Below are 12640 nucleotides of genomic sequence, written 5' to 3' on the forward strand. Positions count from 1 at the left end.
TTGGACCGGCCGATTTGATCGCACGGTGCAGCATATCAGACGAAAAGAAAATGAACCGCCGAAGATTTTGTTCCAGTCAAAATCCCGATCGATGGCCAAGGTAAATCTTCAGTGATTTGTCGAACGAGTGGCCGCAGAGTTTAATACAGGTCGTGAACTCATAAATCTGATGGAAATGGCGCCCGAAACGGCTGTAAGCTGCCATGTCGAACCACTCGGCCAAGGGAAAGAACCCGCCCCTCACGCTTCTCCTCGCATCTTTTTGCCGTTTCAGGCGCCATTTCCATCAGATTTATGAGTTTACGACCTCGCACACTTATCTCACGATAAACCAACCAAGCGAAAGGATGGGACATGTCCAAATCCAATGCAGCGCTTTCGGGCACATTCAGAATTGGCGGAGACATCGAGATCAATCGCCTCGGCTTCGGCGCCATGCGAATTACTGGTCCAGGGATATGGGGTGAACCGGCCGATCGTGCGGAAGCGATACGCACGTTGAAACGGCTTCCCGAACTTGGCGTCAATTTCATCGATACCGCCGATTCCTACGGTCCCAATGTCTCCGAAGAGTTGATCAGGGAAGCTTTGCATCCCTATCGCGGTATGTTGATCGCAACGAAAGCCGGGCTTGCGCGTACCGGCCCGAACCTGTGGACCCCGCTCGGGCGACCGGAATATTTGATCCAGCAGGCGTATGCGAGCTGCCGCCGGCTGGGTGTGGAACAGATCGGTCTCTGGCAATTGCACCGGATCGATCCGAAGGTGCCAGGAGACGAGCAGTTTTCGGCGGTAAGGAAGCTCCTTGATGATGGTGTCATCCGTCATGCCGGCCTTAGCGAGGTATCGGTTGCCGCCATCAAGGCGGCATCGAAGCATTTCAAAGTGGCGACGGTCCAGAACCGCTATAATCTTGTCGATCGAGCCAGCGAGGACGTGCTCGACTATTGCAGCGAAAACAATATCGGTTTCATTCCGTGGTCCCCGCTTGCCGCGGGCGGTCTGGCCAAGCCGGGATCTCTCCTCGACAAGATGGCTTCGGCGCACGGCGCCGGTCCAAGCCAGATCGCGCTGGCCTGGGTCCTGAAGCGCAGTCCGGTGATACTGCCGATCCCGGGTACATCCAGGGCGGCGCATCTGGAGCAAAACATCGCTGCCGCGGCAATCGAACTTTCCAACGAGGAATTCGCCGCGCTCGATGCGGAAGGGAAGGCGTGGAAGGCCGGCTAATCAATCCGGGGCGCAAGCATTTCCTGAAGGCGATCAAGGAGCGGGCGCTGGCCCGCGATGATTTTCCGGTGCGCCTCATCGAATGAAAACCACTGAGCGCGATCGACTTCCGGAAAGATTTCCTTGCGTCCGCTCCGAGGCGGCCATTCGATTTCAAAGGTATTGCTGACGAGTCCGGTCACGTCGAAATCGCCTTCGAGCGCAAATCCGGTCACAACCTTGCCGCCTGCTTGGCGGATGGAACCCAGAGACTGGAGTCCTCCATCAAGAACCATGCCTGTTTCCTCGGCAAATTCGCGTCGCGCCGTCAGTTCCGGATCATCGCCTTCGCTATACTCGCCTTTCGGAATAGACCAGACCGAAAGATCCTTGTTACGCCAGAAGGGGCCGCCGGGATGCACCAGCAATACCTCACGATCGTTGCCGGTCTGGCGGTACATGAGAATGCCGGCGCTCTGTTTTGCCATGGGGCTCTCCTCGGGTCACCTGATCTGAACCGCTTTGGCAAGCGGGAACAAGAACAAGGCCAGAACCAATAATCCGGCGGGACTATGGAACGATTGAAATAGGTGTATCGTCCGAATTGAGGTATTGCGGGGTAAATGCAAATCTGAGATCATCGCTCATCCTAGAAGTCCAAATAAAAAGACCAGGGAACAGGAGGAAACATAGTTCGTAATTCTCGATGGAGTACAACTATGATTTCGAATTCAAGCTACGCAAATATCGCTGTTTCGTACAAAACGGGGGGCAGCGGGTCATGAACGACAAGTCTTTTTCATCTCCAGTACTGATCAGTCTCGGTGCCATGGGGCTTCGCCTCGTCTCTTCGGCGTGGGAGGCATTGGAGTGTCTGAAGAACCAATGGCCGCAGCAGGATGGGGTCGAATACCGGCGTGCCACGCGAATGTGCCGGGATGCCCTCGAAGGCTGGATGCCGCCGGCAAAGGCAAGGCAAGCATTCGTCATTGCCGCGCAGCGCGCGGGTGTGTTGATAGGCAAGCCCACGTTGAAATGAGCTGAAGTGGCGTGGGGTTGCTGCAGCGCATACTCCTGTCTCGCGCCGTCCGCATGGGCGCGAGAATTAGAGTTCTGACCGTCTTTTTGCACTAGCGCAGAGATGACGCAGCTGTGCAAAGCGGCTTTTGTCGCTTGCGGTTGCAAAAGCTGTCGCAATTCTCCCGAAGGATGTTATTGAAATCGTTGAATCTTTGACGGTCACCTATCTTGGGGTTGATGCGAACAGCCGGCTTACAATTCATTTAATTGAACAATTTCAATTTGTTAGGGCGCGTGTTTCCGCGACCCTCTCGTTGTGACCAAACTGTAATATATCTGTCACAAGACTGTTATAAACCTTCTGTAGACAGCGCTTACTTCAACAGTTTTTTCTAACGGGAGTAAAACGATGAACAAGCTTCTAACTACAGCCGCAGTGCTTGCGATCGCCGTAGGCGCGTCCACGGTTGCAGCGTCTGCACGCGACCAGGTCCAGGTGTCGGGCTCTTCGACGGTCCTGCCATACGCCAAGATCGTTGCCGAAACCTTCGGTGAAACATATCCTAATTTCAAGACGCCAGTCGTTGAATCCGGTGGTTCCGGCGCAGGCATCAAGGAATTCTGCAAAGGCGTTGGCGAAGACACTGTCGACGTTGCCAATTCATCCCGCCCAATCAAGGAAAGTGAATTGAAGTCTTGCGCCGATGCAGGCGTCAAGGACGTCCAGGAAATCCGTATCGGCTACGATGGCATCGTTTTCGCCACCGACATCAAGGGTCCGGATTGGGCTTTGGCGCCAAAGGACATCTACACAGCGCTTGCCGCCCAGATCGTTGTTGACGGCAAACTTGTCGCCAATCCAAACACCAAGTGGAACCAGGTGAACCCGGCTCTCCCGGACTGGGATATTGCCGCTTACATTCCTGGCGAAAAGCACGGCACACGCGAAGTTTTCGAAGAGAAGCTGATGACCGGTGGCTGTAAAGCTACTGGGGCTGCCGATGCGATCAAGAAACTCGGCCTCGACGAAAAGGCCGCTGCTGCTGCCTGCGTCAAGATCCGTAAGGATGGCAAGGCAATCGATATCGATGGCGATTATCCGGAAACGCTGGCTCGTATCGATGCCAACAAGACCGGCGTTGGCGTATTCGGCCTCGCTTTTTACGAAAACAATGCCGACAAGCTGAAGGTTGCTACGGTTGAAGGTGTTGTTCCGAGCACGGAAACCATTTCTTCCGGCAAATATCCGGTTTCGCGCCCGCTGTTCTTCTACGTCAAGAAGGCCCATCTCGGTGTCATTCCTGGTCTGAAGGAGTATGTCGACTTCTTCCTCAACGATCAGATGATCGGCCCAGACAGCCCGCTCGTCGAGTACGGCCTGGTTGCTGCCCCGGATGCAGAACGCAAAGCCCAGCGCGATGCATTTGCTGCCGGCACAACAATGAAGTAAGCTTCGGCTTACGTAAACGGGCGGCTTCGGCTGCCCGTTTATCTTTTTAATTGACGTGAATTTTGCGGGACGGGGAAGATCCTAGATGTCCACTTTAATGGTGCTTGTGATTGTCATAGCGATTGCCGCGGCAGGATATTTCATCGGCCGCCAGCGCGCTGTCAGCAAAGAGGGCGGAAACGTCAAGCCGCATTCCCTGCCGCATTATCATGGATGGTGGGTTTTCCTTGCTTCTGCGCTGCCAGCTATCCTTTTTATCGCGGTGTGGGCCGCCGCGACAGGGGTTTACCTCGAGCGTTCAGCCATTGCCGAACTGCCAACGCGCACAGCCGACACCGTCATTGCCAGTCAAAGCCTTGAGCTCGGCATGGTCAGCGGGATTGCTCGCGGCCTGGACAAGCTCAGCGATGCAGAACGGGCCAATCTTCCGCAAACCTTTGCAGAGTTGCAGCCGCTTCTCGCCAGCAAGGGTGTGGCGCTTGCGACTGAGGGTCAGGACTATATGATCCCCATCGCCACCGAGTGGAACAGGAACACCGCCTGGGCGAGCAGTATAGGCGGAATTGTCGCGATAGTGCTGGCACTCGCCGGCGCGGTCTTCGGCCTCTCCGGCGTCCATGTCCGGGCGCGGGCCCGCAACAATGTGGAACGTGTTATCCTTGGCGCGCTCATGGCGGCGTCGGGTATCGCCATTCTGACTACCATCGGCATCATCCTGTCGATGCTGTTCCAGACAATAACCTTCTTCCAATCGGTGTCGCCTTCGACGTTCTTTTTCGGCACGGTCTGGGATCCGCGCTTTGCAGCGGCGGGTTCCGGCGGTTCGCAAGGGCAGTTCGGGCTGATCCCATTGCTCGCCGGCACGCTTTATATCGCGTTCGTGGCCATGCTGTTCGCCGTCCCGGTCGGCCTGTTTGCGGCAATCTACATGGCGGAATATGCCAGCCGCAGCGTACGTTCCGTCGTCAAGCCGCTGCTTGAGGTGCTGGCCGGTATCCCGACGATCGTCTATGGCTTCTTCGCGCTCGTCACAGTCGGTCCATTCCTGCGCGATCTCAGCGCAGCACTTTCCGGTGGTTATGCCTTTATCCAGGCGCAGAGCGTGCTGACTGCAGGCATCGTCATGGGTGTCATGCTGATCCCGTTCGTCTCGTCGCTTTCCGATGACATCATCACCGCGGTTCCTGGTTCGCTGCGCGATGGATCGCTGGGTCTCGGTTCAACCAAGTCCGAAACAATCCGCCGTGTTGTTCTTCCGGCAGCCTTGCCGGGCATCGTTGGTGCGCTGCTTTTGACCGCGTCGCGTGCCATCGGCGAAACCATGATCGTTGTGCTGGCGGCCGGTGTTGCCGCCAACCTCAACATCAACCCTTTCGAAGCGATGACGACGATAACCGTCAAGATCGTCAACCAGCTGACGGGCGATCTCGAATTCAACTCACCGCAAACGCTGGTGGCGTTCGCCTTGGGCCTCACCCTCTTTTTCATCACTCTGGCGATGAACATCTTTGCGCTCTACATCGTGCGTAAATATCGGGAGCAGTACGAATGACCGACATAGCCCTCAATCCCGCTGCACCAGCATCTGCACGTCCGGCGCGCCGTGACATCGGGCTCAAGCGCCGTTATGCCGCCGAACGCCGTTTCAAGCTCTACGGTATCGCCGCGATTGCCATCGGTCTCTTCTTCCTGGTCGCCTTGATGTATTCGGTGTTTTCCAACGGTTACACGGCCTTCTGGCAGACCGAGGTCAATCTTGCGATCAATCTCGACCCGAAGATCATCGATCCCGACAACAAGCGTGCGACTGATCCGAACGTTTTGCTGACAGCCAATTATCCGATCCTGGCGCGCAATGCACTGGCGGAAAAACTGGGCGTGCCGGCGACGAACAAACCCGCGATGCGTGAACTCGGCAAGCTGTTCTCGGAAGGCGTGCGCGGACAATTGCGCGACCTCGTCGTCGCCAATCCTTCGCTGATCGGCACGACGCAGAGCGTCTGGGTGCTGACTGGTGCGGATATCGATTCCGCCTTCAAGGGCCAGATCGATCTGACCGTCGATCAGACCCGTCGCAAGGTTTCAGACCAGCAGGTCGAGTGGATGAACAAGCTGAAGGGTGAGGGCGCGATGTCCCAACGCTTCAATACCGGCCTCTTCACCTATGGCGCGTCGAGCCGCCCCGAGACATCCGGTCTTGGCGTTGCGCTCATCGGCTCGCTCTACATGATGCTGATTGTCCTGTGTCTCGCTCTGCCAATTGGCGTCGCTGCATCCATCTATCTTGAGGAATACGCCAAGAAGAGCCGGCTGACGGACATCATCGAGGTCAACATCAATAATCTTGCGGCTGTTCCGTCGATCGTGTTCGGCCTTCTCGGATTGGCCGTCTTCATCAACTTCTTCCACATGCCGCGCTCGGCCTCGCTGGTCGGCGGTATGGTGCTGACGCTGATGACATTGCCGACGATCATCATCGCGACACGCGCAGCGTTGCGAGCCGTTCCGCCATCGATCCGCGCGGCGGCTCTGGGCGTCGGAGCGTCGAAGACCCAGATGGTTTTCCACCACGTCCTGCCGCTGGCCGCCCCCGGCATCCTGACCGGCACGATCATCGGTCTTGCACATGCTCTCGGTGAAACAGCGCCGCTGCTTCTGATCGGCATGGTCGCTTTCGTCGCCAACAGTCCGGTGACGCCGCTCGATCCTTCCACGGCGCTGCCAGTGCAGATCTACATGTGGGCCAACGAGGCGGAGCGCGCCTTTGTCGAGCGTACGTCTGGCGCTATCATCGTGTTGTTGATTTTCCTCGCGGTCATGAACATCACAGCTATCATTCTGCGTCGCCGCTTCGAGCGGCGGTGGTAACGGGTCGGGAAAGGCTCTAATTATGAACCTGATGACGGAACGAAATCTCGAAAAAGCGGTTAACGACAAAATGAACGCTCAGGGAAATACCATCAAGATGCAGGGCAAGGACGTCACCGTCCACTATGGTGACAAGCAAGCCCTGTTCGGTGTCAGCCTCGATGTGCCGGAGAAGATGGTAACGGCCCTGATCGGCCCCTCGGGCTGCGGCAAGTCCACTTTCCTGCGCAGCCTGAACCGCATGAACGATACTATCGAAGGCTGCAAGGTCGGCGGCCTTCTTACGCTCGATGATGAGGACATCTACAATCCGAAAATCGACGTTGTGGAACTCAGAGCCCGTGTCGGCATGGTATTCCAGAAGCCCAATCCCTTCCCGAAGTCGATCTTCGAGAACGTGGCTTATGGGCCGCGTATTCATGGTCTTGCCAAGAACCGCCAGCAACTCGATGAAATCGTCGAGAAGAGCCTGCGCCGCGCCAGCCTGTTCGAAGAAGTGAAGGATCGCCTGCACGAAGCGGGTACGGGTCTTTCCGGCGGCCAGCAGCAGCGTCTGTGCATTGCGCGCGCCATCGCCGTCAGCCCGGAAGTCATCCTGATGGATGAGCCATGCTCGGCGCTCGATCCTATCGCCACCGCCAAGGTGGAGGAACTGATCGACGAATTGCGCGAGAATTATACGATCGTCATCGTGACGCACTCGATGCAGCAGGCGGCACGCGTATCGCAGCGTACGGCGATGTTCCATCTGGGCAATCTTGTTGAGGTAGGTGATACGGAAATGATGTTCACCAGCCCGACGGAAAAGCGCACGCAAGACTACATCACCGGACGCTTCGGCTGATCACGGGAAAGAGGTTGATATCATGACCGAACAGACAGCACAGCACACCGTCCGTTCCTACGACGACGAACTGAAATTCCTGACGCACAAGATCGCCGAGATGGGCGGGCATGCGGAACGCATGGTCGAGCAGGCCGTCGCTGCCATGGTCAATTCCGACAACGCCCTGGCACAGCGGGTGATCTCGGACGATTTGATCCTTGATGCCGGTCAACGCGAGATCGACGAAAAGGCGATTACCATCATCGGCAAGCGTCAGCCCATGGCTGTCGACCTGCGCGAAGTCATCGGCACGATCCGCATTTCATCGGATCTGGAACGCATCGGCGATCTCGGCAAGAACATTGCCAAGCGGGTGGTTGCGGTTACCGATACGAGGCAGACGCTCTCCGTCTATCGTGGGTTGCAGACCATTGCCGAACTGGCCTTGACGCAGCTCAAGGACGTGCTCGACGCCTACGCCACACGTTCGGTCGCGCAGGTCAATATCGTGCGCGAGCGCGACGACGAGATCGATGCGCTCTATACCTCATTGTTCCGCGAACTTCTGACCTACATGATGGAAGATCCGCGCAATATCTCTGCCTGCACGCATCTACTTTTCTGTGCAAAGAATATCGAACGCATCGGCGATCATGCGACGAATATAGCAGAGACAGTTTATTATATTGTGACGGGAACGCAGCTTCCTGCAGAGCGCCCGAAGGAAGACCAATCCCACACCATCGTGGTGGACGAACCTCTCGCATCCTAGTTTTCAAAGGTAGAAAATGGCTATAGCTCCCAAAATCACCGTTGTGGAAGACGAGGAAGCCTTGAGCGTCCTCCTCAGGTACAATCTTGAAGCTGAAGGCTATGCAGTCGAGACGATCGCACGCGGCGATGAAGCGGAAATAGCCTTGCGGGAGAAAGTGCCGGATCTGTTGATCCTGGACTGGATGCTGCCGGGCCTTTCCGGAATCGAACTCTGCCGACGGCTGAGAGCCCGCCGCGAAACGGAAATCCTGCCGATCATCATGCTGACGGCACGCGGCGAGGAAAGCGAGCGGGTGCGCGGCCTCGCGACTGGCGCGGACGATTACATGGTCAAACCGTTCTCTACACCGGAGCTGCTTGCACGCATCAAATCCATGCTGCGCAGGGTCAATCCAAGCCTTCTGTCGCATGTGCTGAGCTTTGGCGACCTCAAGCTCGACCGCGAGCAACATCGCGTCTACCGCAAGGAACGCGAACTCAAACTCGGTCCGACGGAATTCCGCCTTCTGGAATTCCTGATGCAATCTCCCGGCCGTGTCTTCTCGCGCGGTCAGCTGCTCGACAATGTTTGGGGCGCCGACATCTATGTGGATGACCGCACCGTCGATGTGCATGTCGGACGCTTGCGCAAGGCCATCAATATTGGCCGCTCAATCGATCCTATCCGCACAGTGCGCGGCGCGGGATATTCATTCGGCTAATTTATTGCAGGCAACAGGGTTATCTTTCCAGTCAGACCAAGGAACCATTGTCCAGCACCTTCGTTACTCCCGCGGTCGATTACTTGCGCAGCCTCAGATTGCGTTTAATCGCGAAACCGCCAAACGAATGGGAGTCTTACAATGGCCGAGAAGACACTGGACAAACTGTTTCATGAAACCCTCAAGGATATTTACTACGCCGAGCGCAAGATTTTAAAAGCCCTGCCGAAAATGGCCAAGGGCGCGGCGTCCCCACAGCTGAAGGCTGCTTTCGAGAAGCATCGGGACGAGACGGAAGTTCATGTCGAGCGGCTGCAGCAGGTTTTCGAAATTTTCGGCAAGCGTGCACAGGGCAAGACTTGCGAGGCCATAGAAGGTATTATCGCCGAGGGCGAGGAAATTCTGGACGAATTCAAGGATCAACCTGCTCTGGATGCCGGACTGGCATCCGCAGCTCAAGCCGTTGAACATTATGAGATCGCGCGATACGGAACCTTGGCGCGCTGGGCGGGGGATTTGAATATGCCCGACGCCAAGAAACTGCTAGGAGCAACCTTGCAGGAGGAAATCGCCACCGACGCGGCGCTATCGAAACTGGCTGAAGGCTCGCTCAACCGGGCGGCTGCTGCCTGACTGTCTGCAAAACGCTCCGTCCAAAAGAAAATGATCCAGAAAGCCCGTCATCTAGTGGCGGGCTTTTCTCTATTTCTGCCGTTCCCATGGAGGGATGAACCTTCCATCCAGATATTCATCCAGGTAGCCGGAATGAACCGGGATGGCGAGATCTGGCGATTTGAGGAACGCGAACGCCCAGCCTGCGAGGTTGCCGTCTTCATCGCAGATTTTGATCGACTTGCGAAAATTGCCGGGCAAGCCAACGGATTCGAGTGCGTCGAGCAGAGGTAATTGGCTTTCGGCAATGTCGTAGAGTTCGCCTTTTACCCGAAGCCCGGTGCCCGGCAAATCCAGCATCATCGGAGTGAACCAGGATCCGGCAATGAGCATGGGAAACCGCTCGACAGTGCGGTAATTTCCCAGAAACGCGGCATCATTCAGACCGTGGGCATGGAGCGGGAAACCTTTCTTTAAAGTGCCGAAGGCGAATATTCTCATCGGAAGTCCGCGACGAACTTGCCAAATCCCGTCAGGCCGTGAGCCGAGCGGATTTTGAGAACCTGTACATTGGCCGGCAACTCGATCAGGAATTCACTATCCCGGGCGAGATGATGGATGCTGTTGGGGTCGCCTCCGGTGAAGTGCGCCATCGAACCCACGTCCTCCCAATAAGAGATCGTCATGAATTCGGTCTCGTCCTCCCGGTCCTCCCGCAAGGCCTGCACCCCGAGCGCCTTTTCGATCAGCGGCTTGATGCCAGCTTCGTAATTATACGCCTCATATTCATCCGCGTGTTCCGGCCGGGTTCGGCCACGCCAAATGCGGGCAATCGTCGGTTGTTTGGCCATCTTGTTTTCCCTGGTTGTGCTGTTGGTCGAAAACGCCAGATCGAAGCAGATAGTTCCTCCATTACGGCAGGAACAATTCGGATGCTTGGGGGTTAGCATCAGATGGGACGAAGGAGATTCAGATGACACAGGCAAATCTTTCACGGCATGAAACGGCAGGGGACAAGACTGCGAAACGGCACCGTGAAATTCAAGCCAAGATTGATAAGACCGATAAACGTGAGGCAGTTCTACGAGGAAGAGTGCGCCGCAAACTGGTGCCCGTGCCTACCCGGTTCCGCCATTTCCGAAACAGCATCTAAGGAAGCCCGGACGCCGCTCAACCCGGCCGACAAGGAGGCAAGGGACGTCTCGAAGTTCGGTTCAAATATGCCGATGAAGCGACCCGCTCAGCCTGAGGAGCTGGCACCCGCCTATGTATTCCTGGCGTCGTCCCATTGCTCAAGCTACATCACTGCCGAGATTCTGCCCGTGGTTGGCGGCTATTGAGGAGGGCGGCGAAACTCAAGGCGCTCTAGCCTACCTCATCGGGTTTCAGAGGCTTGGGTGCGTTTTCGTTGGCTGCACCGTGAAAAATTTGCCCGGGCTGATCAAGCCGGGTAATCATACCTTTTTCCATGCGGAAAACACCGTGTTGCCCACCTTGGCGGGCAAAATCGGTCTCTAGATCGCCCCATGAGCCAAGAAAATTGCCGCAGGAACTACAGTGTATCGGCGAGTTTGAATCTACGTCTGCCGGTATGTCCAGATAGATTGTACCACAGTTTGCGCATTCCAATTTGTGGTCCAGCCTTTGGCCCATCCGAGTACCCTTCTACACTATTCATGCAAGAACAGTACGCCGTTTGCGGACAAGCGCAATTGTATGTCCGCCAGTAGACATAGAAGCAATAAAGTCTCCCGACGGGCACCTTCAGGTGCGGCCGAATTCCTTCCTTAGTTCGTCCTTGGCACGCTCCAATACATTCTTTTGTTTGTCGGGCAAATTGTGGCCCGCACGGTTGATATAGAACGTCAACATCGACATCGCGGACCGGTAAGGACTTGATTTTCGCCGGTCCGACGCTTCTGCGGACCGCTTCAGCGAGACGGCAATCTTGTGGGGGTCATGCTGTTCGAAAACATGGGCCTCAAGGTCCAGCGCGTCACTATTCTCGGTGACATCCTGGGACCATTTCTCTTTTGGCTTCCCGGCCATTTTGAAACCTCCAATAATCGTTCACTCGAATGTTACTTTCTTTGGATCGAATGCTGCATGATCCCGGATTGCAGCGACGTCCGGTATAGGGTCTTCATAAGCCCACATGGCATCGCTGGCCGACTCGCCCTGACCTGTGACCCGCCAGTAGGAGGCGTTGCCCTTCCAAGGGCATTTCGTGCTGGTTTCGGTCTTTTCCAGATGAGCGAAATAGATATCGTCGAAGGGGATATAGAGAACGGGATTGTGCCCGGGCTCCAATAGTTCCAGCGCCCGTTCCGTCGAAGCTATTACGACATTGTGAAATCGTACGGTCACGGGGTGAGAATATGGTTTGATCGTGATGCCGCTATCCATGGTCTATTCCTTTTTCGCAATTGACTGAACGGAGCTTCGTTGAGTTTTAAGCCGCAAGGAAGCAAAATGTTCCCGGCGAATGAAAAAGTGAACGAACCGTACCGGGTCTATTCTTCACGGGAACCCCGGTACTTTTGACGCGTTAAAAAAGCATAGGAGAAATACCCCATGACGGAGACCAGATTGCTTACGGACCATCAGGAGATACGAGACTGGGCGGCGGCGCGATCCGGCATACCTGCCATTCGCGATGCAGAAGAACTGATTGGAAGCGATGAGCCTGTAATCTCCATCCAGTTCGGTCAACATGCCTATGAGGATGATGATCACCAGGGCGCGGATCGTCCTGATGATTTCGGTAAGCCGCGTCTGGTGGAGTGGGATGAGTGGTTCGCCCTGTTCGATCAGGAAGGCCTCGGTCTCGTGGTTGCAGAGGATGTGCCAGGCCAACGCGACGAGTTTCACGAAATCATTCGCAGATAGGCGCTGGATGTATCGCTATGGACAAGCTTTTGGAGGGCGAACGCTTCACCGCAAATTCCTTGAGCGAACTCAGATCCGAGGCAGCTGCTACTGGTCTTCGCGATAGATGCGGTCAGTGGCCCGATCGCGAGCTTCTCGTTCATAACGGCTCAGCCGGCGCTGTCTCATTCCGAGTGCCAGCAACAGGCCCAATATGAAGGGCCCACCGATCAGTATCAGAAGCCATGAATACTCAGCCATGATTGCACTCCCGTTTCGGCTCTAACCGACGAGTGTACAATAGGTTCCGAT

General features: G+C 56.0%; 16 protein-coding genes and 1 pseudogene. 11 read left to right on the forward strand and 6 right to left on the reverse strand.

Features of this window, described 5'->3' with window-relative positions; genetic code table 11:
- Positions 1–354: 354 nt before the first annotated feature.
- A complete protein-coding gene (locus LB462_RS17670) occupies positions 355–1230 on the forward strand; it encodes an aldo/keto reductase (RefSeq protein WP_224510744.1) in 876 nt (291 codons plus the stop codon).
- Here the strand turns inward: LB462_RS17670 and LB462_RS17675 are convergent.
- Positions 1227–1697: an NUDIX hydrolase gene (locus tag LB462_RS17675; RefSeq protein ID WP_224510746.1), complete on the reverse strand. Its 471-nt coding sequence runs from the start codon at positions 1695–1697 to the stop codon at positions 1227–1229. The two genes, LB462_RS17670 and LB462_RS17675, sit on opposite strands and share 4 nt — an antisense overlap.
- A 293-nt stretch (positions 1698–1990) precedes the next feature.
- Here LB462_RS17675 and LB462_RS17680 point away from each other — a divergent pair, with 293 nt between their 5' ends.
- The 8 genes from LB462_RS17680 (at position 1991) to LB462_RS17715 (ending at position 9481) form a co-directional block, all read left to right on the forward strand.
- Positions 1991–2248 carry a DUF982 domain-containing protein gene (locus LB462_RS17680; RefSeq protein ID WP_112524224.1) on the forward strand — a complete coding sequence of 86 codons (258 nt, stop codon included), beginning with the start codon at positions 1991–1993 and terminating at the stop codon, positions 2246–2248.
- Positions 2249–2638: 390 nt separating this feature from the next.
- Positions 2639–3679 (forward strand): substrate-binding domain-containing protein, encoded by a 1041-nt coding sequence (locus tag LB462_RS17685; protein WP_224510748.1) that lies wholly within the window; start codon positions 2639–2641, stop codon positions 3677–3679.
- A gap of 85 nt (positions 3680–3764) precedes the next feature.
- Complete coding sequence (gene pstC / locus LB462_RS17690) at positions 3765–5231, forward strand: phosphate ABC transporter permease subunit PstC (RefSeq protein ID WP_224510750.1); 1467 nt, start codon at positions 3765–3767, stop codon at positions 5229–5231.
- Complete coding sequence (gene pstA / locus LB462_RS17695; protein ID WP_224510752.1) at positions 5228–6547, forward strand: phosphate ABC transporter permease PstA; 1320 nt, start codon at positions 5228–5230, stop codon at positions 6545–6547. Before pstC ends, pstA begins: the two co-directional genes overlap by 4 nt.
- 70 nt (positions 6548–6617) lie before the next feature.
- The gene (pstB, locus tag LB462_RS17700) at positions 6618–7391 is read left to right on the forward strand and encodes a phosphate ABC transporter ATP-binding protein PstB (protein WP_224510887.1); all 774 of its coding nucleotides are present in this window, start codon (positions 6618–6620) and stop codon (positions 7389–7391) included.
- Positions 7392–7413: 22 nt separating this feature from the next.
- Positions 7414–8145 carry a phosphate signaling complex protein PhoU gene (phoU, locus tag LB462_RS17705; RefSeq protein WP_224510755.1) on the forward strand — a complete coding sequence of 244 codons (732 nt, stop codon included), beginning with the start codon at positions 7414–7416 and terminating at the stop codon, positions 8143–8145.
- Positions 8146–8161: 16 nt separating this feature from the next.
- Entirely contained in the window at positions 8162–8848 is a 687-nt protein-coding gene (phoB, locus tag LB462_RS17710; protein ID WP_162701772.1) for a phosphate regulon transcriptional regulator PhoB, read from the forward strand.
- A 141-nt stretch (positions 8849–8989) separates the two neighbouring features.
- Entirely contained in the window at positions 8990–9481 is a 492-nt protein-coding gene (locus tag LB462_RS17715) for a YciE/YciF ferroxidase family protein (protein ID WP_112523954.1), read from the forward strand.
- Positions 9482–9550: 69 nt separating this feature from the next.
- Here the strand turns inward: LB462_RS17715 and LB462_RS17720 are convergent, their stop codons facing one another.
- Both LB462_RS17720 and LB462_RS17725 read right to left on the reverse strand, forming a co-directional pair.
- Entirely contained in the window at positions 9551–9961 is a 411-nt protein-coding gene (locus tag LB462_RS17720; RefSeq protein ID WP_224510756.1) for a gamma-glutamylcyclotransferase family protein, read from the reverse strand.
- Positions 9958–10311 carry an antibiotic biosynthesis monooxygenase family protein gene (locus LB462_RS17725; RefSeq protein ID WP_224510758.1) on the reverse strand — a complete coding sequence of 118 codons (354 nt, stop codon included), beginning with the start codon at positions 10309–10311 and terminating at the stop codon, positions 9958–9960. The genes LB462_RS17720 and LB462_RS17725 overlap by 4 nt, the downstream gene beginning before the upstream one ends.
- 309 nt (positions 10312–10620) lie before the next feature.
- Here LB462_RS17725 and LB462_RS17730 point away from each other — a divergent pair.
- A pseudogene (locus tag LB462_RS17730) lies at positions 10621–10800 on the forward strand (SDR family oxidoreductase); the annotation flags it as partial.
- 424 nt (positions 10801–11224) lie between these two features.
- Here LB462_RS17730 and LB462_RS17735 read toward each other — a convergent pair.
- Positions 11225–11509: a DUF3175 domain-containing protein gene (locus LB462_RS17735; protein ID WP_224510761.1), complete on the reverse strand. Its 285-nt coding sequence runs from the start codon at positions 11507–11509 to the stop codon at positions 11225–11227.
- Positions 11510–11530: 21 nt separating this feature from the next.
- Positions 11531–11866 (reverse strand): DUF427 domain-containing protein, encoded by a 336-nt coding sequence (locus LB462_RS17740; RefSeq protein ID WP_112523936.1) that lies wholly within the window; start codon positions 11864–11866, stop codon positions 11531–11533.
- A gap of 168 nt (positions 11867–12034) precedes the next feature.
- Here LB462_RS17740 and LB462_RS17745 point away from each other — a divergent pair, with 168 nt between their 5' ends.
- Positions 12035–12349 carry a hypothetical protein gene (locus LB462_RS17745; RefSeq protein ID WP_224510763.1) on the forward strand — a complete coding sequence of 105 codons (315 nt, stop codon included), beginning with the start codon at positions 12035–12037 and terminating at the stop codon, positions 12347–12349.
- Between the two features lie 87 nt (positions 12350–12436).
- Here the strand turns inward: LB462_RS17745 and LB462_RS17750 are convergent, their stop codons facing one another.
- Positions 12437–12589, reverse strand: coding sequence for a hypothetical protein (locus LB462_RS17750; protein ID WP_224510765.1), 153 nt, complete (start codon positions 12587–12589; stop codon positions 12437–12439).
- Positions 12590–12640 lie beyond the last annotated feature (51 nt).

The organism is Phyllobacterium chamaecytisi (assembly GCF_020164455.1).
Classification (GTDB): domain Bacteria; phylum Pseudomonadota; class Alphaproteobacteria; order Rhizobiales; family Rhizobiaceae; genus Phyllobacterium; species Phyllobacterium chamaecytisi.

Coding starts and splice junctions, on each gene's coding strand:
- LB462_RS17670 (WP_224510744.1), top strand. CDS start 355: ATGTCCAAATCCAATGCAGCGCTTTCGGGCACATTCAGAATTGGCGGA.
- LB462_RS17675 (WP_224510746.1), bottom strand. CDS start 1,697: ATGGCAAAACAGAGCGCCGGCATTCTCATGTACCGCCAGACCGGCAAC.
- LB462_RS17680 (WP_112524224.1), top strand. CDS start 1,991: ATGAACGACAAGTCTTTTTCATCTCCAGTACTGATCAGTCTCGGTGCC.
- LB462_RS17685 (WP_224510748.1), top strand. CDS start 2,639: ATGAACAAGCTTCTAACTACAGCCGCAGTGCTTGCGATCGCCGTAGGC.
- pstC (WP_224510750.1), top strand. CDS start 3,765: ATGTCCACTTTAATGGTGCTTGTGATTGTCATAGCGATTGCCGCGGCA.
- pstA (WP_224510752.1), top strand. CDS start 5,228: ATGACCGACATAGCCCTCAATCCCGCTGCACCAGCATCTGCACGTCCG.
- pstB (WP_224510887.1), top strand. CDS start 6,618: ATGAACGCTCAGGGAAATACCATCAAGATGCAGGGCAAGGACGTCACC.
- phoU (WP_224510755.1), top strand. CDS start 7,414: ATGACCGAACAGACAGCACAGCACACCGTCCGTTCCTACGACGACGAA.
- phoB (WP_162701772.1), top strand. CDS start 8,162: ATGGCTATAGCTCCCAAAATCACCGTTGTGGAAGACGAGGAAGCCTTG.
- LB462_RS17715 (WP_112523954.1), top strand. CDS start 8,990: ATGGCCGAGAAGACACTGGACAAACTGTTTCATGAAACCCTCAAGGAT.
- LB462_RS17720 (WP_224510756.1), bottom strand. CDS start 9,961: ATGAGAATATTCGCCTTCGGCACTTTAAAGAAAGGTTTCCCGCTCCAT.
- LB462_RS17725 (WP_224510758.1), bottom strand. CDS start 10,311: ATGGCCAAACAACCGACGATTGCCCGCATTTGGCGTGGCCGAACCCGG.
- LB462_RS17735 (WP_224510761.1), bottom strand. CDS start 11,509: ATGGCCGGGAAGCCAAAAGAGAAATGGTCCCAGGATGTCACCGAGAAT.
- LB462_RS17740 (WP_112523936.1), bottom strand. CDS start 11,866: ATGGATAGCGGCATCACGATCAAACCATATTCTCACCCCGTGACCGTA.
- LB462_RS17745 (WP_224510763.1), top strand. CDS start 12,035: ATGACGGAGACCAGATTGCTTACGGACCATCAGGAGATACGAGACTGG.
- LB462_RS17750 (WP_224510765.1), bottom strand. CDS start 12,589: ATGGCTGAGTATTCATGGCTTCTGATACTGATCGGTGGGCCCTTCATA.